Source organism: Micromonospora auratinigra, assembly GCF_900089595.1.
GTDB lineage: Bacteria > Actinomycetota > Actinomycetes > Mycobacteriales > Micromonosporaceae > Micromonospora > Micromonospora auratinigra.
In genome coordinates this window covers 6,659,080-6,678,141 of the sequence record NZ_LT594323.1, presented here as the reverse complement: position 1 = coordinate 6,678,141, position 19,062 = coordinate 6,659,080, and the positions used below count along the sequence as shown (strand labels likewise).

At 72.8% G+C, this 19,062-nt stretch carries 18 protein-coding genes; 7 read left to right on the top strand and 11 right to left on the bottom strand.

The window, feature by feature from the left end:
• Positions 1-274: 274 nt before the first annotated feature.
• Genes dapF through GA0070611_RS30515 form a run of 3 tightly spaced genes read right to left on the bottom strand, consistent with a single transcriptional unit; the run spans position 275 to position 2,755 of the window.
• Positions 275-1,120, bottom strand: coding sequence for a diaminopimelate epimerase (gene dapF / locus GA0070611_RS30525; protein ID WP_091672080.1), 846 nt, complete (start codon positions 1,118-1,120; stop codon positions 275-277).
• A 7-nt stretch (positions 1,121-1,127) separates the two neighbouring features.
• Entirely contained in the window at positions 1,128-2,039 is a 912-nt protein-coding gene (gene miaA, locus GA0070611_RS30520; RefSeq protein WP_091672077.1) for a tRNA (adenosine(37)-N6)-dimethylallyltransferase MiaA, read from the bottom strand.
• Positions 2,036-2,755: a class III extradiol dioxygenase subunit B-like domain-containing protein gene (locus GA0070611_RS30515; protein WP_091672075.1), complete on the bottom strand. Its 720-nt coding sequence runs from the start codon at positions 2,753-2,755 to the stop codon at positions 2,036-2,038. The genes miaA and GA0070611_RS30515 overlap by 4 nt, the downstream gene beginning before the upstream one ends.
• Before the next feature lie 203 nt (positions 2,756-2,958).
• Here GA0070611_RS30515 and GA0070611_RS30510 point away from each other — a divergent pair, with 203 nt between their 5' ends.
• Both GA0070611_RS30510 and GA0070611_RS30505 read left to right on the top strand, forming a co-directional pair.
• Positions 2,959-4,167 (top strand): DUF349 domain-containing protein, encoded by a 1,209-nt coding sequence (locus tag GA0070611_RS30510; RefSeq protein ID WP_091672073.1) that lies wholly within the window; start codon positions 2,959-2,961, stop codon positions 4,165-4,167.
• 432 nt (positions 4,168-4,599) lie between these two features.
• Positions 4,600-6,261 (top strand): cellulase family glycosylhydrolase, encoded by a 1,662-nt coding sequence (locus GA0070611_RS30505; RefSeq protein ID WP_091672071.1) that lies wholly within the window; start codon positions 4,600-4,602, stop codon positions 6,259-6,261.
• A gap of 52 nt (positions 6,262-6,313) precedes the next feature.
• Here GA0070611_RS30505 and miaB read toward each other — a convergent pair whose 3' ends face one another.
• Entirely contained in the window at positions 6,314-7,813 is a 1,500-nt protein-coding gene (gene miaB, locus GA0070611_RS30500) for a tRNA (N6-isopentenyl adenosine(37)-C2)-methylthiotransferase MiaB (protein WP_091672069.1), read from the bottom strand.
• A gap of 52 nt (positions 7,814-7,865) precedes the next feature.
• Here miaB and GA0070611_RS30495 point away from each other — a divergent pair, with 52 nt between their 5' ends.
• Positions 7,866-8,093, top strand: coding sequence for a DUF2277 domain-containing protein (locus GA0070611_RS30495; RefSeq protein ID WP_091672067.1), 228 nt, complete (start codon positions 7,866-7,868; stop codon positions 8,091-8,093).
• Between the two features lie 21 nt (positions 8,094-8,114).
• On the opposite strand, the gene GA0070611_RS30490 is transcribed toward GA0070611_RS30495, so the two are convergent.
• Entirely contained in the window at positions 8,115-8,594 is a 480-nt protein-coding gene (locus GA0070611_RS30490) for a hypothetical protein (protein WP_091672064.1), read from the bottom strand.
• A gap of 359 nt (positions 8,595-8,953) precedes the next feature.
• Entirely contained in the window at positions 8,954-9,943 is a 990-nt protein-coding gene (gene selD / locus GA0070611_RS30485; protein WP_091672062.1) for a selenide, water dikinase SelD, read from the bottom strand.
• 200 nt (positions 9,944-10,143) lie between these two features.
• Here selD and GA0070611_RS30480 point away from each other — a divergent pair, with 200 nt between their 5' ends.
• The 4 genes from GA0070611_RS30480 to GA0070611_RS30465 all read left to right on the top strand — a co-directional run bounded on the left by GA0070611_RS30480 (position 10,144) and on the right by GA0070611_RS30465 (position 13,546).
• Positions 10,144-10,899 carry an amino acid ABC transporter ATP-binding protein gene (locus GA0070611_RS30480; protein ID WP_091672059.1) on the top strand — a complete coding sequence of 252 codons (756 nt, stop codon included), beginning with the start codon at positions 10,144-10,146 and terminating at the stop codon, positions 10,897-10,899.
• 58 nt (positions 10,900-10,957) lie between these two features.
• The gene (locus GA0070611_RS30475; protein WP_091672056.1) at positions 10,958-11,890 is read left to right on the top strand and encodes a glutamate ABC transporter substrate-binding protein; all 933 of its coding nucleotides are present in this window, start codon (positions 10,958-10,960) and stop codon (positions 11,888-11,890) included.
• Positions 11,891-11,961: 71 nt separating this feature from the next.
• Entirely contained in the window at positions 11,962-12,618 is a 657-nt protein-coding gene (locus GA0070611_RS30470; RefSeq protein ID WP_091672054.1) for an amino acid ABC transporter permease, read from the top strand.
• Between the two features lie 52 nt (positions 12,619-12,670).
• Positions 12,671-13,546 carry an amino acid ABC transporter permease gene (locus tag GA0070611_RS30465; RefSeq protein ID WP_091673702.1) on the top strand — a complete coding sequence of 292 codons (876 nt, stop codon included), beginning with the start codon at positions 12,671-12,673 and terminating at the stop codon, positions 13,544-13,546.
• Positions 13,547-13,610: 64 nt separating this feature from the next.
• On the opposite strand, the gene rny is transcribed toward GA0070611_RS30465, so the two are convergent.
• The 5 genes from rny to GA0070611_RS30440 form a co-directional block, all read right to left on the bottom strand.
• Entirely contained in the window at positions 13,611-15,377 is a 1,767-nt protein-coding gene (gene rny, locus GA0070611_RS30460) for a ribonuclease Y (protein WP_091672051.1), read from the bottom strand.
• 769 nt (positions 15,378-16,146) lie between these two features.
• The gene (locus GA0070611_RS30455; RefSeq protein WP_091672049.1) at positions 16,147-16,848 is read right to left on the bottom strand and encodes a 3-keto-5-aminohexanoate cleavage protein; all 702 of its coding nucleotides are present in this window, start codon (positions 16,846-16,848) and stop codon (positions 16,147-16,149) included.
• Between the two features lie 66 nt (positions 16,849-16,914).
• Entirely contained in the window at positions 16,915-17,613 is a 699-nt protein-coding gene (locus GA0070611_RS30450) for a regulatory protein RecX (RefSeq protein ID WP_091672047.1), read from the bottom strand.
• Positions 17,614-17,624: 11 nt separating this feature from the next.
• On the bottom strand, positions 17,625-18,671 hold the full coding sequence (recA, locus tag GA0070611_RS30445; RefSeq protein ID WP_091673699.1) for a recombinase RecA: 1,047 nt from the start codon (positions 18,669-18,671) through the stop codon (positions 17,625-17,627).
• A gap of 185 nt (positions 18,672-18,856) precedes the next feature.
• On the bottom strand, positions 18,857-19,057 hold the full coding sequence (locus GA0070611_RS30440) for a DUF3046 domain-containing protein (protein WP_091672044.1): 201 nt from the start codon (positions 19,055-19,057) through the stop codon (positions 18,857-18,859).
• Positions 19,058-19,062 lie beyond the last annotated feature (5 nt).

Genomic DNA, 19,062 nt, shown 5'->3' with positions numbered 1-19,062 from the left:
GCCCCAGCCTTCCCCGGCTCGCTCTACTCGACCCGGCCCGACCTGGCCCGGCCCGGCTCGCTCGACCCGGCCCGACCTGGCCCGGCCCGGCTCGCTCGGCCCGGCCCGACCTGGCCCGGCTCGCTCGGCCCAGCTCGGCGATCTTGCACTTGTGGCCCACCTTGTGGGTGATTTGACCCGAATGCCTGGGCCGAAAGTGCAAGATCGCGGGAGTGGGCGCGGGAGCGGGAGCGGGAGTGGGAGTGGGGCCTGCCGGGTGCCGACGGGCCGGGGGTCAGGGGCGCAGGGCTGCCGGGGTGAGTTCGCCGGTGGCGACCAGGACGGCCGGGCCGGAGAGCCAGCAGGAGTCGTCGGTCACCGTCACGGTGAGGCGGCCACCGGGGACGTCCACGGCCATCGTGCCGGTGTCGAGGCCGGCGTCGCGCAGGCCCACCGCGGCGACCGCGCAGGCGCCGGTGCCACAGGAGAGGGTCTCCGCCGACCCGCGCTCGTAGACCCGCATCAGCACGTGCCCGTCGGTGCCGTCGACCGGCTCGCCCGGGGCGGTGAACTCCACGTTCACCCCGGACGGGAAGACCGCCGCGTCGACGTCCGGCGCCCGGGTCAGGTCCAGCGCGGGCAGCTCGAACCCGGCCGGCACCGCGCAGACCAGATGCGGGTTGCCGACGTCCACCGCCGCGCCGGCCAGGGTCAGCCCGCCCAGGGTGGCGGTGGCGGTGCCGGACAGCCGGGGGCGCCGCATCTCCACGGCGATGTCCTCCCCCGCGACCCGGGCCCGTACCAGACCGGCCCGGGTGGCCACCGGCAGTGCCTCGCCGACCGGGGTGGCCAGCCCGCGCTCCAGCAGGTAGCGGACGAAGACCCGGGCGCCGTTGCCGCACATCTCGGCGAACGACCCGTCGGAGTTCCAGTAGTCCATGAACCACTCGGCCTCGCCGGCCAGGGCCACCCCCTCAGGGTGCTTCGCGGCGCGTACCACCCGCAGCACGCCGTCGCCCCCGAGCCCTCGCCGCCGGTCGCAGAGCGCGGCGACCAGGCCGGGCGTCAGGTCGAGCGACCCGTCCGGGTCGGGCAGGATGACGAAGTCGTTGCCGGTGCCGTGACCCTTGGTGAACTCCACGCCCCCATCATCGCCGATGGTCGGTGACCAACCGCAGGGCAGTGTCGGCAAACCCGGGGGCGGCCGAGTCGAGCCAGTGGATCCGCGGGTCGCGCCGGAACCAGGAGCGCTGCCGGCGGACGAACCGGCGGGTGGCCCGGATCGTCTCGTCGTGCGCCTCGGCCTCCGAGGTCTCCCCGGCCAGGAAGCGCAGCACCTGCGCGTAGCCGAGCGCCCGACTGGCCGTCCGCCCCTCCGGCAGGCCCTCCTCGACCAGGGCCCGGGTCTCGTCCACCAGGCCGTCGGCCCACATCCGGTCCACCCGCAACGCGATCCGCTCGTCCAGCAGCGCGGTGCCCAGGTCCACGCCGACCTGCACCGACGGGTAGTACGGCGTGGGCTGCGGCAGCGACGCGGTGAAGGGCGCGCCGGTCAGCTCGATCACCTCCAGCGCCCGGACGATCCGCCGGCCGTTGCCGGGCAGGATGTTCGCCGCCGCGTCCGGGTCGGCCGCGCGCAGCCGCTCGTACAGCGGCGCCGGTCCGGTCGCGGCCAGCTCGGCCTCCAGCCGCTCGCGCACCGCCGGGTCGGTGCCGGGGAACTCGAACTGCTCCAGCACCGCGCGCACGTACAGCCCGGAGCCGCCGACCAGCAGCGGCACCCGGCCCCGGGCCAGGATGTCGTCGACCGCCGTGCGGGCCAGCCGCTGGTACTCGGCGACGCTGGCCGGCTCGGTGACCGCCCAGATGTCGAGCAGGTGGTGCGGCACCCCCTCGCGCTCGGCCGGGGTCAGCTTCGCGGTGCCGATGTCCAGGCCCCGGTAGAGCTGCATCGAGTCGGCGTTGACCACCTCGCCGTCGAGGGCGTGCGCGAGCGCGATGCTCAGCGCCGACTTGCCGGCCGCGGTCGGGCCGACCACGGCGACCACGGTGCCACTCATCCGCGCGTCCAGTTCGCCACGAGGTAGGCCACGCCGTACGGCGCCTCGTGGTGGCTCAGTTCGCCACGCCAGTCCCCTCCGGCCGCCCGCACCGCGCCGGCCAGCACCTGCCAGGCGGCCCGCCCGGCGACCAGCAGCTGCGCCGAGAGCACCGGATCCAGGCCGAGCAGGGCGTCGACGTCCGCGTCGGCCAGGGCCCGGGCCACCCCCTCGTCGTACGCCCCGGCGCGCGGGTCGTCGTACCCGGGCGCCTTCGTGCCGCGGCAGGCCGACCCGTCCCCCAGCACCAGCAGCGCGGTACGCCGTTCCGCCCCGGCGGCGATGCTCCCGCCGAGTTCGGCACACTGCGCCGGGGACGCCTCCTCGGCCACCGCGCAGGCCCACCGGGGCAGGGTGCTGCCGCTGCGGCCGAGCAGCCAGGCCCCGATGGTCAGACTCAGCGGCAACCTGGCCGGGCCGGTCGGCCCACCCGGTCCGAGCGGGACCGACAGGTCGAGCCCGAAGCCGCCCAGCGAGCCGTGGTCGCCGGGCCCGAATCGGGCCGGCGCGTCTCCCCCGCCGAGCAGCAGGATCTCCTCGGGGTCGGCGGCGAGCAGCCGGTCCACGGCCGCGGCGCAGGCGGCGCGGAGCGGGTCCAGCTCGGCGGCGGCCGCCCCGGCGACCTCGGGCACGAGCAGCGGCGGGTGGGGACAGACGGCGGCGGCGACCAGTGGCACCGGTCCAACCTATCCGTATCCCCCGGTGCGTCCCCGGGGCGATCCGGTCATCGGGTGGCTACGACACCGTATGGTCACGGTCGACGACAGGCGCTCGACACGGACGGGGTCGGACCTGTGACAATGCCGGAAGTAAGTTTGCTGCGCCGTGGCGGCGATCGAGGGGGCAGTCCCGTCGACGCCGGGAGAACGAGGATGGGCACATGAGCGACTGGACTGCCTTCGGACGGGTGGACGAGGACGGCACCGTCTACGTCAAGACCGCCGAGGGCGAGCGGGTGGTCGGATCCTGGCAGGCGGGGGCCCCGGAGGAGGGGCTCGCCCACTTCGCCCGCCGCTACGCCGACCTGGTGACGGAGGTCGACCTGACCGAGGCCCGGCTCAACTCGGGCGCGGCGGACGCCGGCCACTCGCTGGCCACGATCAAGCGGATCCGGGCCTCGCTGCCCGAGGCGCACGTGGTGGGCGACATCGACGCCCTGGCCGCCCGCCTGGACAAGCTGGCCGGCACGGCCGAGGAGAAGGCCGGCGAGGCCAAGGCGGCCCGCGACGCCGCCCGCACCGAGGCGCTGGCCCGCAAGACCGCCCTGGTCGAGGAGGCCGAGAAGCTGGCCGCCGAGTCGACCGGCTGGAAGACCGCCGGCGACCGGCTCAAGGAGATCCTCGACGAGTGGAAGTCGATCCGCGGGGTCGACAAGAAGACCGACGGTGAGCTGTGGAAGCGGTTCGCCGCGGCCCGCGACGGGTTCACCCGCCGCCGGGGCGCCCACTTCGCCTCCCTGGACCAGCAGCGCAAGCAGGCGCAGACGGTCAAGGAGGAGCTGGTCGCCGAGGCCGAGAAGCTCTCCGACTCGACCGAGTGGGCGGCCACCGCCAACCAGCTCAAGGAGCTGATGACGCAGTGGAAGGCCGCGCCGCGGGCGTCCAAGGAGGCCGAGCAGAAGCTCTGGGAACGGTTCCGCGCCGCCCAGGACGCCTTCTTCAGCCGGCGCAGCGAGGTCTTCTCGGCCCGCGACAACGAGCAGCGGGCCAACCTGGAGCGCAAGCAGGCGCTGCTGGCCGAGGCCGAGGCGCTCGACGTCGACGGTGACCCGAAGGGTGCCCAGGCGAAGCTGCGCGACATCCAGGCCCAGTGGCACGAGGCCGGTCGGGTGCCGCGTGAGGCCGCCGCCGGGCTGGAGCGCCGGCTGCGCGCGGTCGACGACAAGGTCCGCGAGGTGATGGACTCGGCGTGGCGCCGGACCACCAAGGAGGACAACCCGCTGCTGGCCCAGATGCGGGCGCAGGTCGCCGAGGCCGAGGAGCGGCTGGCCCGCGCCCAGGCCGCCGGGGATGCCCGCCGGGTCAAGGAGGCCGAGCAGGCGCTCGCCTCGAAGCGGCAGTTCCTCCAGCTCGCCGAACAGGCCGGCTGACCCCCGATCCACTCCGGAAGCCCCCGGCGCCCACGGCGCCGGGGGCTTCCGCGCATCCACCCTCTCTCCACTGATTCACGGAAAGAGTGGTCGTCCACCGCCCCAGAGGAACTCTTTCCGTGAACCAGCGGCCCGGGGTGCGGGGTGGGGTGGGGGGGAAAGCGGTGTCCCGGGTGGGATGAGGGCTGCGTGTTGACGCATCGGGATGGGCTGATCAGAATGGGCGGCGGAGCCAGGTTCCGGCACCGGCACGAGGGCACCGACGGCGCGATCCCGCCGTCGGAGAGCGTCGGTGCTCCCCTTCGCGAGCGGCCGTCCACGTGACACGGCCCGATGCGCGCTGTGGCGCGTACTCGATGACGAGCGGGCCGTCCTTCCTGGTCTCACCGTCCGCGGCGGCTGCGCCGCGCGGGCATCCGAAGTGGAGCTCCCATGCACCGACCCACCGCCCTCGGCGGCGCGCTCACCGCGCTCGCCACCGCCGCAGCCGGCGTCCTCGTCGCCGCCGCCGTCAGCACCACCCCGGCCGCCGCCGCGACCGCGGGGACCGGCACCGGCTACCTGCACACCAGCGGCAACAAGATCATCGACAGCACGGGGGCCACCGTCCGGCTCACCGGCATCAACTGGTTCGGCATGGAGACCGACAACAAGACCTTCCACGGTCTGTGGTCGAGCAACCCGTGGCGCGGCCAGCTCGACACGATGGCCCGGCTCGGCTACAACACGTTGCGCGTCCCGTGGTCCGACGACGCGGTGAAGCCGGGCGCGACGGCCAGCGGGATCAACGACTTCGTCAACCCGGACCTGGTGGGGCTCTCCCCGCTGCAGATCCTGGACAAGGTCGTCGACTACGCCGGCAGCAAGGGCATGCGGATCATCCTGGACCGGCACCGGCCCACCTCGGCCGGCCAGTCACCGCTCTGGTACACCTCGACCGTCTCCGAGGCGACCTGGATCGCCGACTGGAAGATGATGGCCCAGCGGTACGCGAACAACCCGACGGTGATCGGCGCGGACCTGCACAACGAGCCGCACGCCGAGGGCACCAACCCGGCCGCCACCGGCGCCTGCTGGGGCTGCGGCGACACCGCCCGGGACTGGCGACTGGCCGCCGAGCGGGCCGGCAACGCGATCCTCGGCGTGCAGCCCAACTGGCTGATCTTCGTGGAGGGCGTGAGCTGCCCCAGCGGCGGCCTGTCGAACGTCTGGGACGGCGACACCAGCAACGACGAGGACTGCGGCTGGTGGGGTGGCAACCTCTCCAAGGCCGGACAGTTCCCGGTCCGGCTGAACGTGGCCAACCGGCTGGTCTACTCGCCGCACGAGTACGCCACCTCGGTCTACCACCAGGCCTGGTTCGACGACCCGACCTACCCGGCGAACATGCCGGCGATCTGGGACAAGTACTGGGGCTACCTCTACAAGCAGAACATCGCGCCGATCATGATGGGCGAGTTCGGCACCACGCTCCAGGACCCGAAGGACAAGGTCTGGCTGCAGAACCTGCTGGCGTACACCGGCAGCGGGGTGAACGGGATGTCGTTCACCTACTGGTCGTGGAACCCGAACTCGGGTGACACCGGCGGCATCGCCAACGACGACTGGACCACCATCAACCAGGCCAAGCAGGACATCATCCAGCCGTACCTGATCCCGCCGACCGGTGGCGGCAGCACCGGCGGCCCGTCGCCGACCGGCACCCCGAACACCTCGCCGGCACCCACCACGCCGGCCCCGACCACGCCGCCGCCGACCACGCCCGCCCCGACCACGCCCGCCCCGACGGGTGGCTGCACGGCGACGTACAAGCAGGTCAACGCCTGGGCCGGCGGCTTCCAGGGCGAGCTGACCGTCAAGAACACCGGCACCGGCACGCTGAACCCGTGGTCGGCGACCTGGACCTGGCCGTCCGGGGTGACCCTGGCCAGCGGCTGGAACGCCACCGTCACGCAGTCCGGCACGACCGTCACCGCCGCCGCCCCCGACTGGGCGAAGACCCTCGCGCCGGGCGCCTCGGTGACCATCGGCTTCACCGCCAACGGCACGGCGTCCGCGCCGGGCGGCGTGAAGCTCAACGGCGCCACCTGCTAGAACCACGACGGCCGGGGCCTCCGCGTGGAGGTCCCGGCCGTCGACGGGTCGGTCAGTGCGCGGCGCAGCCGCCGGTGGGCGCGGGCGCCGCGGCCGGCGCGCCGATCGTCGGCAGTCCCAGCACCACCCCGGGGGTACGCGGGGCGCGCCCCGCCTCGGCGGCGTCACCGGCCCGGGTACGCCGGTGCGACAGCGGCTCCCCGTCGGCGTTGAGGTGGTGCGGCGCGGCGTAGCTGATCGTGGTGTGCACGATGTCGCCGGGGCGGATCTGCCCGGCCAGACCCCCCGTCGCGAAGTGGACGAGGCGGCCGTCACGGGCCCGGCCGGACATCCGGCCGGTGCGCTCGTCCTTGCGGCCCTCGCCGACGGCGACCAGCACCTCGACGGTCTCGCCGACCAGCTTCCTGTTCTCCGCCCAGGTGATCTCCTCGACGCATGCGATCAGCCGCTCGTAGCGTTCCTGCACGACCTGCTTGGGCAGCTGGCCGTCCATGGTCGCGGCCGGGGTGCCGGGGCGCTTGGAGTACTGGAAGGTGAAGGCCGAGGAGAACCGCGCCTCGCGCACCACGTCGAGGGTGCGCTGGAAGTCGGCCTCGGTCTCGCCGGGGAAGCCGACGATGATGTCGGTGGTGATCGCCGCGTCCGGCATCGCCGCCCGGACCTTGGAGATGATGCCGAGGTACTTCTCCGACCGGTACGAGCGGCGCATCGCCTTGAGCACGTCGTCCGAGCCGGACTGCAACGGCATGTGCAGCGAGTGGCAGACGTTGGGCGTCTCGGCCATCGCGGCGATCACGTCGTCGGTGAAGTCCTTCGGGTGCGGGCTGGTGAACCGGACCCGCTCCAGCCCGTCGATGTCGCCACAGGCGCGCAGCAGCTTGCCGAAGGCGTACCGGTCGCCGAACTCGACGCCGTAGGAGTTGACGTTCTGCCCGAGCAGGGTCACCTCCAGCACACCCTCGTCGACCAGGGCGCGCACCTCGGAGAGGATGTCGCCGGGGCGGCGGTCCTTCTCCTTGCCGCGCAGGGAGGGCACGATGCAGAACGTGCAGGTGTTGTTGCAGCCGACCGAGATCGACACCCAGCCGGCGTACGTCGACTCGCGCCGGGTGGGCAGCGTCGAGGGGAAGACGTCGAGGGACTCCAGGATCTCCACCTCGGCGGCGGCGTTGTGCCGGGCCCGCTCCAGCAGCACCGGCAGCGAGCCGATGTTGTGGGTGCCGAAGACGACGTCCACCCAGGGCGCCTTGCGGACGATCTCGCCGCGGTCCTTCTGGGCCAGGCAGCCGCCGACGGCGATCTGCATCCCCGGGTGCTTGTTCTTCACGGGGCGCAGATGACCGAGGTTGCCGTAGAGCCGGTTGTCGGCGTTCTCCCGGACCGCGCAGGTGTTGAACACCACCACGTCGGGCTGCTCGTCGGCCTCGGGAGCGCGCACGTACCCGGCCTGTTCGAGCAGGCCTGAGATGCGCTCGGAGTCGTGCACGTTCATCTGGCAGCCGTACGTGCGCACCTGGTAGGTGCGCGGGCTGCCCGCGGCTGCGGTAGTCATGACCCGGACAGCGTATCCGGGTGGAGTCGATCGGAACGAACGAGGAGGAGCCGTGTGCCGCAGCATCAAGACCCTGCGTGAGCCGTACGTCCCGGTGGTGACCGAGGAGGACGTCCGCGCGGCGGCGTTGCAGTACGTCCGGAAGATCTCCGGATTCCGCGCCCCCGCCGCGCACAACGCCGAGGCGTTCCACGCGGCGGTGGACGCGGTGGTCGCCGCCACGGCGACCCTGCTCGACCAGTTGGTCGTCCGCGGCCGGTCCACCCCGGGCCGGGGCTGACCGGCGCGCCCCGCCGACGGGTCAGGCGGCGGCGAGGGCGGGGGCGACCGAGTCGGGCGCCCAGCGCGAGCGGTGGCACCGCGACCAGCCCCGGCAGCCGGGGTCGGCCGACGTGCAGAGCCGCTGGTCGCTGAGCACCTCGCCGTCGTCGGTCTCGACCACGTCGAAGTGCACCGGGCGGATCGTGCCGTCCGGCGCCACCAGCAGGTGCCGCCCGGCGTCGAGGGTGTCGTCGCGCATCAGGCAGTTGCGGTCCAGCAGTCGGGCCAGCGCCGCGATGCTCGGCAGCTCGGGCAGCCGCTCGGGCACGCCGTAGCAGTCGACCACGGTGCCGTACACCCCCGGCGCCTCCCACACGTCGCAGACCACCGCGTACGCGGGCAGTCGGACCGGGTCGGCGACGGCGAGGGGCATCACCACCCGGCCGAGCGCCTCGGCCAGCGCCGGGTATACCTCCGCGGGCGCCGCGCCGTCGATTCTCCAGTTCCACAGCTCGGTCATGCCGCCTCCTCGCTGTGCTCGTCCCACCGGCCTCCGGATCGGGCCTTACTCACGATGGTGGGGGGCATATGACCTCAGCCGGGGGCAAGTTACCGGTCTGTGACCATTCCGGGCAAAATTTCCTCGGGCGACGTTGCTCCGAGTAGCGGGAAGATGACAGTTTATCGGGTATCGTGCCGCCGCCGCGGCAGGAATCGCCGGGCCTCCGGGCCCACGTGGCGGTGATCACCGGCCGGTCCGGCCGCCGCCGCGGACAGTCCGCGCGGTGGCCGGCCGGCGGCGCGGCCCGGCGCTCCGGCGCGCAGCTCCGGCCGGGTCAGCCAGCGGCTCCGGCAGGCCGGGCGGGGGCGCGGCGACGGTCAGCGGACCCGGATCAGGTGCCCGCTCGCCGGCAGCAGCTCACCGATCACCGTGCCCCCGGGGACCTCGCCCGCGACCAGCAGGCCGCCGGAGGTCTGCGCGTCGGCCAGCAGCAGCCGCTCGGACTCGTCGAGGCCGCCGAAGTCGCTCCACGGGGTCACCCAGTCGAGGTTGCGCCGGGTGCCGCCGCTGACGTACCCGTCGCGCAGCGCCTCCCGCGCCCCCGGCAGGTACGGCACCGCCGCCGCGTCGATCGACACGGTGAGCCGGCTGGCCCGGGCCAGCTTCGAGGCGTGCCCGAGCAGCCCGAAGCCGGTCACGTCGGTGCCGCACCGGATCCCGGCGGCCACCGCGGCGCGCGCCGCGTCCCGGTTCAGTCGGGCCATCGAGTCGACCGCCTCGGCGAAGCGTTCGCCGGTGCGCTTGTGCCGGGTGTTGAGCACCCCCACGCCGAGCGGCTTGGTCAGCGACAGCGGCAGGCCGGCCCGGCCGGCGTCCAGGGTGATCAGCTCCTCGGGGCGGACCACCCCGGTGACGGCCAGGCCGTACTTCGGGCCGTCGTCGTCCACGCTGTGCCCGCCGGCCAGGTGACAGCCGGCCTCCCGGGCCACGTCCTGACCGCCCCGCAGCACCTCCCGGGCCAGCTCCAGCGGCAACGTCTCCCGGGGCCAGCAGAGCAGGTTCAGCGCGACCAGCGGGGTGCCGCCCATGGCGTACACGTCGGAGAGCGCGTTGGCGGCGGCGATCCGGCCCCAGTCGTACGCGTCGTCCACCACCGGGGTGAAGAAGTCGGCGGTGCTGACCAGGCCGGTGCGCTCGTCCAGCCGGATCACCGCGGCGTCGTCGCCGTGCTCCAGCCCGACCAGCAGCTCGGCCACGCCGGTGGCCGGGCTCAGGCCGGCGACCATGGCCTCCAGCTCGCCCGGCGGGATCTTGCAGGCGCAGCCGCCACCGCGGGCGTAATCGGTCAGCCGGAGCGGGTCGGTCATCCCCTCATGATCTCCGCCCGGTGCCGGGTCCGCCACTCGGGCGGCCCCGATCGTGACGGAATTCGGACGGTTGGGCACGCCGGTGACCGGTGTTACCGGTCCGTGACCGTTCGAGTTGCGTTCCGCCTTGTCACCCCGCCTACAGTGGCCGGACCGGGGCTCGACCGACCCCGGCTTTTCCGCAACGGACGGCAGGGACGGTGGACGAGGTGACCACGGGCGAACCGCTCATCGTGCTGGACGGGGTCAACAAGTGGTTCGGCCCGCTGCACGTGCTCGACGACGTCTCACTCTCCGTCGGCCGGGGCGAGGTGGTCGTGGTGATCGGCCCGTCCGGCTCCGGCAAGTCGACGCTCTGCCGCGCCATCAACCGGCTGGAGCCGATCAACTCGGGCACCATCACGTTCGACGGCACCCCGCTGCCGGCCGAGGGCAAGGCCCTGGCCAAGCTGCGCAGCGAGGTCGGCATGGTCTTCCAGTCGTTCAACCTCTTCGCGCACAAGACCATCCTGGAGAACGTGACGCTGGGCCCGATCAAGGTCCGCAAGGAGAAGCCGGCCGCCGTCCGCGAGCGCGGCCTGGCCCTGCTGGACCGGGTGGGCATCGCCAACCAGGCGGACAAGTACCCGGCGCAGCTCTCCGGCGGTCAGCAGCAGCGGGTCGCGATCGCCCGCGCGCTGGCCATGCAGCCCAAGGCGATGCTCTTCGACGAGCCGACCAGCGCGCTCGACCCGGAGATGGTCGGCGAGGTGCTCGACGTGATGACCTCGCTGGCCCGCGACGGCATGACCATGGTCGTGGTCACCCACGAGATGGGCTTCGCCCGGCACGCGGCGAACCGGGTGATCTTCATGGCGGACGGCAAGCTCGTCGAGGACGCCCCGCCGGCCGAGTTCTTCGCGAACCCGCGCAGCGACCGGGCCAAGGACTTCCTCTCCAAGATCCTCACGCACTGAGCGTCCGTAGTTGGAGCGCGCCGTCCCCCGGCGGGCTCCGTCGAAGAAGGAGATGAGTATGCGTTACAAGCGCGTGGCGGCGGTCGCCATGATGGCCTCCCTCGCCCTCTCGGCCGCCGCGTGCGGCAAGGAGGGGAACCCGACGCCGAGCGGCGGCAACGCCAGCGGCGCCGCCCAGGGCGACGACTGCAAGAGCTCCGGCGTGACCTTCACCCCCAAGGCGGACGCGAACGTCGCCGGCAGCCCGACCTTTCAGAAGATCAAGACCGCCGGCAAGGTCACCATCGGCGTGAAGTTCGACCAGCCGAACCTCGGCTACAAGGACGCCCAGGGCAAGCGCTGCGGCTTCGACGTCGAGATCGCCCAGTACGTCGCCAGCACGCTCGGCGTCGACCCGGCGAAGATCGAGTACAAGGAGATCGCCTCCGCCAACCGGGAGACCGCGATCAAGGGCGGGGAGATCGACTACTACGTCGGCACCTACTCGATCACCGACAAGCGCAAGAACGACGTCTCCTTCGCCGGCCCGTACTTCATCGCCGGCCAGGACCTGCTGGTCCGCAAGGACGAGTCGTCGATCACCGGCAAGGAGACCCTCAAGGGCAAGAAGGTCTGCTCGGCCACCGGCTCCACCCCGATCCAGCGGATCCGGGACGAGAAGCTGACCGAGGACAGCAACATCGTCGAGTTCAAGACCTACTCCGAGTGCGTCTCGCAGCTGCTCGACAAGAAGGTCGACGCCGTCACCACCGACGACGCGATCCTCAAGGGCTACGCCGCGCAGAACCCGGACGAGCTGAAGGTCGTCGGCAAGCCGTTCAGCACCGAGAAGTACGGCATCGGCCTGCCCAAGGACGACAAGGCCTTCCGGGACTACGTCAACGACCAGATCGAGGCGGCGTTCAAGGACGGCACCTGGCAGAAGGTCTACGACGGCACCCTCGGCAAGTCCGGCTCGTCGGCGACCCCGCCGCCGCTCGAGCGGTACTGACGGCCCGACGCGACACCGGGCGGGGAGCGCCGCTCCCCGCCCGGTCCCGTCCGAGAGAGTGAGAGCGAGGCATGGGCGAGTTCCTCCGCGTCCTGACGGACAACAAGCAGGTGTTCCTCGACGGCTTCACCACCACCGTCCAGCTCTTCCTGATCGCCGCCGTCGGCAGCCTCGTCCTCGGTACGCTGCTCGGCGCGATGCGGGTCTCCCCGGTGCCGGCGCTGCGGGCGTTCGGCGCCACGTACGTCAACATCATCCGCAACACCCCGCTGACCCTGGTCTTCGCGTTCCTCGTCTTCGCCGTGCCGAAGCTGGACGTGAACATCGACTACTTCCCCAGCGCCTGCATCGCACTGACGATCTACACCGCCGCCTTCATCTGCGAGGTGGTCCGCTCCGGCGTGAACACGGTGGCGACCGGGCAGGCCGAGGCGGCCCGCGCGCTGGGCATGAGCTTCAGCCAGGTGCTGACGCTGATCGTGCTGCCGCAGGCGCTGCGGGCCATGGTCCCGCCGCTGATGAGCGTGCTGATCGCGATGCTGAAGAACACCACGATCGCCGCCGGCTTCTCGGTGGTCGAGGCCGGCGCGATCCCGGCGTACATGTCGGAGCGGGGTGAGCCGCAGATGGCCGTGCTCACCTGGATCGTGATCGGCTTCCTGATCCTGATCATCCCGCTGGTGGCGCTCCAGCGGTTCCTCGAGCGCAAGTGGGCGGTGGCCCGGTGAGCGCGAGGAGCGAGCTTGCGAGCCCCGCAGTCGCGAACGGAAGGTGCCGCCGATGAGCTCGGTTCTCTATGACCTGCCGGGGCCCCGGGCCCGGCTGCGCAACCGGGTCCTCGGTATCGCGTCGATCGCCGCGATCGTCGCGCTGGTCGCCTTCGTGATCTACAAGTTCAACGCGACCGGCCAGTTCGAGGCCCGCAAGTGGGAGCAGTTCCAGTACGCGGCGGTGCAGCGTGAGCTGCTCGCCGGCCTCTGGGCGACGCTGAAGGCCGCCGGCATCGCCACCGTGCTGGCGCTGCTCTTCGGCGCGGTCTTCGCCGGTGCCCGGCTGAGCGACAAGTGGCTGCTGCGCGCCCCGGCCACCTTCGTGGTGGAGCTGTTCCGGGCCATCCCGCTGCTGATCCTGATCTTCTTCGGCTACTACGTGCCGTTGCAGTACGGCTGGTCCATCGACAAGCTGTGGGCGCTGGTGATCGGCCTGACGCTCTACAACGGCTCGGTGCTGGCGGAGATCTTCCGCGCCGGCATCAACGCGGTGCCCTACGGGCAGACCGAGGGCGCCTACGCGATCGGCCTGCGCAAGAACCAGGTGCTGCGGCTGATCCTGCTGCCGCAGGCGTTCCGGTCGATGCTGCCGGCGATCGTGAGCCAGCTCGTGGTGCTGCTCAAGGACACCGCGCTGGGCTTCATCATCACGTACCCGGAGCTGCTCTTCGTCGGCAAGCAGATCGGTGGCCGGCTGGCGTTCGGCCTGCCGTACGTCCCGACGTACCTGATCGTCGCGGCCATCTACATCTCGATCTGCGGGCTGCTGTCGATCCTGGCCTGGTGGTTGCAGCGCCGGCTCACCCGGCTACCGCGCACCGCCGCGCGGCCGGTGCCGGCGGCGCAGACCGACGGTGACGCCGGCGCGGCCAGCCGGATGGTCTGACCCGGAGTACGCGACGGGCGGGTGGGGCGGCTGCCCCACCCGCCCGTCGGCGTTTCCGGTCCGGTCAGCGGGCGATCTCGGTGACCCGGGACTCGCGGACCACGGTGACCCGGATCTGACCCGGGTAGGTCAGCTCCTCCTCGATCTGCTTCGCCACGTCCCGGGCGAGCACCGCCGCACCGATGTCGTCGACGTCCTCCGGCTTGACCATCACCCGGATCTCCCGGCCCGCCTGCATCGCGAAGACCTTCTCCACCCCGAGCTTGCCGGCGGCGATCTCCTCGATCCGCTCCAGCCGGTTCACGTACGCCTCCAGGCTCTCCCGCCGGGCCCCCGGCCGGCCGCCCGAGCAGGCGTCGGACGCCTGGGTGAGCACCGCCTCGATGGTCTGCGGCGGCACCTCGTTGTGGTGCGCCTCGATGGCGTGCACCACGTCCTCGCTCTCGCCGTACTTGCGGGCCAGGTCCGCGCCGATGATGGCGTGGCTGCCCTCCACCTCGTGGGTGAGCGCCTTGCCGATGTCGTGCAGGAACGCGCAGCGCTTGATGGTCGGCACGTCCAGCCGCAGCTCGGCGGCCATGATCCCGGCGATGTGCGCGGTCTCCACCAGGTGCTTGAGCACGTTCTGCCCGTACGAGGTGCGGTAGCGCAGCCGGCCGAGCAGGCCGACCAGCTCGGGATGGATCTCGGTGATGCCGACCTCGACCAGGGCGTCCTCGGCGGCCCGCTGGCAGAGCTCCTCCACCTCGTGGCGGGCCAGGTCGTAGACCTCCTCGATCCGGTGCGGGTGGATCCGACCGTCCAGCACCAGCTTCTCCAGGGTGAGCCGGCCGACCTCGCGGCGGACCGGGTCGAAGCAGGAGAGCAGGACCGCCTCGGGGGTGTCGTCGATGATCAGGTTGACCCCGGTCACCGACTCGAAGGCGCGGATGTTGCGCCCCTCCCGGCCGATGATCCGGCCCTTCATCTCGTCGCCGGGCAGGTGCAGCACGCTGACCACGCTCTCCGCGGTCTGCTCGCTGGCGACCCGCTGGATGGCGTCCACGACGATGTGCCGGGCCCGCTGCTCGGCGGTGCCCCGGGCGTCCGCCTCGATGTCGCGCACCAGCAGCGCGGCCTCCCGCTTCGCCTGTCCCTCGATCGACTCGACCAGCTCCAGGCGGGCCGCGTCGGCGGTCAGCCCGGCCACCCGCTCCAGCTCGCGGCGGCGCTGCTCCTCCGCCTCGGCGACGGCCTGCTCCCGCTCGACCAGCGTGGCCTCCCGCGCGGCGAGGGCGGCGCTGGCCGCGGTGAGCTGGCGTTCCCGCTCGGCGAGCCGCTCCACCTCCTCGGTGTGCAGACGCTCCCGCTCGTCCATTCGGGTCGCCCGGCGCTCCACCTCGGCGGCCTGCTCGCGGGTGGTCGCGGCGAGCACCGCCACCTCCCGCTCGCCGCTGCGCCGGGCGGTGGTGCGGAGCTGCTCGGCGTCCACCTCCGCCTGCTTGTGCGCCCGTTCCAGCACGGTGTCCGCCTCGGCCCGGGCGTCGTCCAGCACCCGGCGGGCCTCGGCCCGGGCCGCCTTCGCCTCCGCCTTGGCCGCAGCCGCCTCGGCCCGCGCCGCCGCGGCCGCCGACTTCGCCACGTCGATCGTGCTGTTCGCCTCGTCGGCGGCGGTCCGCAGCGCTGCCAGGGACTGCTCCTGCCGGTCCTTCTCGGCGATGAAGGCGGGATCCTCGGGGGCCGGCGCGAGCCGGATCTGGCGCAGCGTCCGCACGCCGAACACCACGGCGCCGACCACCACGACCGCGAGGAACAGCACCACCACCAGCAGGACGACGTCGAAGCCCCTCATGCCGTCGCTCCGCCCCGCGCCGGGCCCCGCCGTGCCGCGCCGGCGTACTGCCGTGCCGTGCGCCGGCCACCGCGTCGCGGCCCGCCCGGCGACGACCGACCGGACGTGTACGGAGGACCGCCGGTGAACCTGTGCCGCCCCGCCATGGCCGCCTCCCCTGAACGTCAACACCGCAGATCGCGTGCCCGTGGGCACGGACCTGCGGCTCTGGACGCCCGACCGAGCGGCTGGCCGTGGGTAGCTTTCCGTGCGACGGCACCCCTGTGCGGGTACCGCCGACGACCGGTTGCAGTTGTCGGACGGCCCCGGGCCGGTGGCCCGGAGCTGCCGTCAAAGGCCGGTGAAGCTGGCCAAAAGTGATGCTGTTCCGTTACGCGATCTATGTTGTGCGCTTAGCCTGCGCTGGTCGGGCAAAGTGAGCCTGTAAGGCGAGGCTAGGTCTCCGAAGGCGGTTCGGTCAAGAACTCATGATCAAACCACCCGGACGGAGAGAAGTTGCCGCGTCACACAGCGCAGAACATATGCCGGACAGGGCCGGACAAACCCCACCCCCGCCGGCGCCCCGGTCGGCCTCGCCGCCCTGCTCAGCGCCCCGGACCGCACCACCCACCCTCCGTCACGTGCCCGCCCCGGACAGACCACAACTTCCGGAGACGTACCGCGCGCCTTCCGGATCGTCGCGTCGCTCGGACAGCCCTCGGGCCCCGGCGGGGACGGGGACGGGGCGGAGACGTTGCCGGTGGGGCGGGGTAGGGGCGCGTGGGGCGGGTCAGGCGCCCAGGTGGCGGGCGGCGGTCACCAGGGCGGCGTTGCCGGGGGCGGCGGAACCGTCCGGCAGGACCAGGGTGTCCTCCAGGCCGACCCGGGTGGCCAGCCCGCGGCGCACCGCCGCACCGAGCACCGGCCAGGCGGCCGGCCCCTCACCGTGCAGCAGCACCGGCGGAGCGTCGGCGGGCAGTGCGGCGAGGATGGCGTCGGCGTCGGCCAACGCCGTCACGGGCGCCTCCGCCATGCACTCGACGAGGATCCGGCCCACCGGGACGGACCAACGCCGCCACGCGTCGACCGCCGCCTCGGTCCAGATGCCCGCCTCCACCATGACGCCCCGCTCGTGCAGGGCCGCCGCCACCGCCGCCGCGCCGGGCTCGTGGACGTTCACCGAGGCGAAGTCGGGCAGTGTCGTCCAGGACCGGACCGCGACGACCCGGGCGGCCGGGTCCGGCACGATCCAGGCCCCGGTGCTCACCCCGACGGGCAGGCCCGGCCGAGCGGCCCGGATCGCGGTGACCGCCTCGGCGATCACGGCCGGGGCGAGGGACTCGTCACCCGTCTCGTCGCGGGGGTGCACGTGCACGGCCGCCACCCCGGCGGCCGCGCACCGGACGGCGTCGGCGGCCAGCTCGGCCGCGGTGATCGGCACGCCGGCGTGCTCCGCCCGCCGCCGTCCGCCATTGAGGCAGGCCTTCAGCATCCGTACCGGTCCCTCCGGAGGTCGGTCGTGAGCTGTCCGGGCCCGGTCGCGGCCCCCCGGCCCGGGTCAGTCGAGCGGCCGGGACTCACGGTCGAGGTCGGTCTCGGCGTCGGCGAGCGCGTCGGTGTCGATGTGCTCGGCGAACTCGGCCGCCTCGGCACTCTGCGCGGCCAGCGCGTCCTTCACCGCCCGGATCGCCACCCCCGGCGGGTAGCCCTTGCGGGCCAGCATGCCGACGAGGCGTCGGAACACCGCGTCGGGTTCGCCCCGGGCCGTACGCAGCTTCCGCTCGACCAGGGTGCGGGCGGTCTCCGCCTCGGTCTCCTCGTCCAGCTCGCCGAGGGCCTCGCTGGCCACCTCGCCGTCGACGCCCCGCTGGCGCAGCTCGTTGGCCAGCGCCCGCCGGGACAGCCCTCGGCCGGTGTGCCGGCTGCTGACCCAGGCACGGGCGAAGGCGGCGTCGTCGATGATGCCGACCTCGTCGTACCGGTCGAGGACCAGCGCGGCGGTCTCCTCGGAGATGCCCCGCTTGGCCAGCGCGCCGGCCAGCTCCGCCCGGGTACGCGGGCGGACCGCGAGCTGCCGCAGGCAGATCTCCCGGGCCACCTCACCCTCGTCCCGGGGCGGGGCGGGGGCCTGCTCCGCGTCCGGCTCGGCGGCCCGTCCCCGGCGTCCCCGGCGGGGCCGGGGCGTGGCGTCAGCGTCCCCCGCCCGGGGCGGACCGGCATCCCAGCCCCGCCCCGTGCGGGCGCGTCGTCCTGCCACTGATCAGCGGATCAGAAGTCGACCGGCGGCAGCTCCGGGCCACCGGCGGCGTCGCCCGCGCCGGTGCCGACGCCGAGCTTCTCCAGGATCTTCTTCTCGATCTCGGCGGCCACGTCCGGGTTCTCCCGCAGGAACTCGCGGGCCTTCTCCTTGCCCTGGCCGAGCTGGTCGCCGTCGTAGGTGTACCAGGCGCCCGACTTGCGGATGATCGCCTGCTCCACGCCGACGTCGATCAGCGAGCCCTCGCGGGAGATGCCCTTGCCGTACATGATGTCGAACTCGGCCTGCTTGAACGGCGCGGCGACCTTGTTCTTCACGACCTTGACCCGGGTGCGGTTACCGACCACGTCGGTGCCGTCCTTGAGGCTCTCGATGCGGCGCACGTCGAGCCGGACCGAGGCGTAGAACTTCAGCGCCCGACCACCGGTGGTGGTCTCCGGGCTGCCGAACATCACGCCGATCTTCTCGCGGAGCTGGTTGATGAAGATCGCCGTGGTGCCGGTGTTGTTGAGCACACCGGTGATCTTCCGCAGCGCCTGGCTCATCAGCCGGGCCTGGAGACCCACGTGGCTGTCGCCCATCTCACCCTCGATCTCGGCGCGCGGCACGAGGGCCGCCACCGAGTCGATCACGATGATGTCGATGGCGCCGGAGCGGACCAGCATGTCGGCGATCTCCAGCGCCTGCTCGCCGGTGTCCGGCTGGGAGACCAGCAGCGCGTCGGTGTCGACGCCGAGGGCCTTCGCGTACTCCGGGTCGAGCGCGTGCTCGGCGTCGATGAAGGCGGCGATGCCGCCGGCCCGCTGGGCGTTCGCCACGGCGTGCAGGGCCACGGTGGTCTTACCGCTGGACTCGGGACCGTAGATCTCCACGACCCGGCCCCGGGGCAGGCCGCCCACGCCGAGCGCCACGTCGAGCGCGATGGAGCTGGTCGGGATGACGGCGGTCTGCACCACCGGCCGCTCCCCCAGCCGCATCACCGAACCCTTGCCGAACTGCTTGTCGATCTGAGCGAGAGCAAGGTCGAGCGCCTTCTCCCGGTCCTGGCCTGCCGCCATCGTCGCCACCCCTGCCTTCGCCGGCGTCTTACCTGAGCTTCGCGTCACGCGGGACACGCTAGGCGCTGGGTCCGACAGAAAACCAGCCGACGGGCCGCGAGCTGTGGACGAGCACCCCGCTGTGGACAATAGCCGAACAGGTGTACGACTCGACAAGCGACACGCGGAAGTAGTGAAAAGGCTGCTCAGCGTAGCCGGCTGGGGACCCGGTCGGGATAGGCGGCGACCACCGCCCGCCAGACCACGTGGGTCTCCTCACCCGCCGCCAGGGCCTGCTCGATGGTCCGCCCGCCGAGCTGGGCGAGCACCTGGTCACTGGCGATGCTGGCCGCGTAGCCCGGCCCGAACGCCTCCGCCAGCCGGGTCCAGAAGTCGGTCAGTCGCACCGTGG

Bases quoted from the DNA above. Each gene is read 5' to 3' on its own strand.
- miaA (WP_091672077.1), bottom strand. From the start codon at position 2,039: ATGAGTGGCACCGTGGTCGCCGTGGTCGGCCCGACCGCGGCCGGCAAG.
- GA0070611_RS30510 (WP_091672073.1), top strand. From the start codon at position 2,959: ATGAGCGACTGGACTGCCTTCGGACGGGTGGACGAGGACGGCACCGTC.
- GA0070611_RS30505 (WP_091672071.1), top strand. From the start codon at position 4,600: ATGCACCGACCCACCGCCCTCGGCGGCGCGCTCACCGCGCTCGCCACC.
- miaB (WP_091672069.1), bottom strand. From the start codon at position 7,813: ATGACTACCGCAGCCGCGGGCAGCCCGCGCACCTACCAGGTGCGCACG.
- GA0070611_RS30490 (WP_091672064.1), bottom strand. From the start codon at position 8,594: ATGACCGAGCTGTGGAACTGGAGAATCGACGGCGCGGCGCCCGCGGAG.
- selD (WP_091672062.1), bottom strand. From the start codon at position 9,943: ATGACCGACCCGCTCCGGCTGACCGATTACGCCCGCGGTGGCGGCTGC.
- GA0070611_RS30475 (WP_091672056.1), top strand. From the start codon at position 10,958: ATGCGTTACAAGCGCGTGGCGGCGGTCGCCATGATGGCCTCCCTCGCC.
- GA0070611_RS30470 (WP_091672054.1), top strand. From the start codon at position 11,962: ATGGGCGAGTTCCTCCGCGTCCTGACGGACAACAAGCAGGTGTTCCTC.
- GA0070611_RS30465 (WP_091673702.1), top strand. From the start codon at position 12,671: ATGAGCTCGGTTCTCTATGACCTGCCGGGGCCCCGGGCCCGGCTGCGC.
- rny (WP_091672051.1), bottom strand. From the start codon at position 15,377: ATGAGGGGCTTCGACGTCGTCCTGCTGGTGGTGGTGCTGTTCCTCGCG.
- GA0070611_RS30455 (WP_091672049.1), bottom strand. From the start codon at position 16,848: ATGCTGAAGGCCTGCCTCAATGGCGGACGGCGGCGGGCGGAGCACGCC.
- recA (WP_091673699.1), bottom strand. From the start codon at position 18,671: ATGGCGGCAGGCCAGGACCGGGAGAAGGCGCTCGACCTTGCTCTCGCT.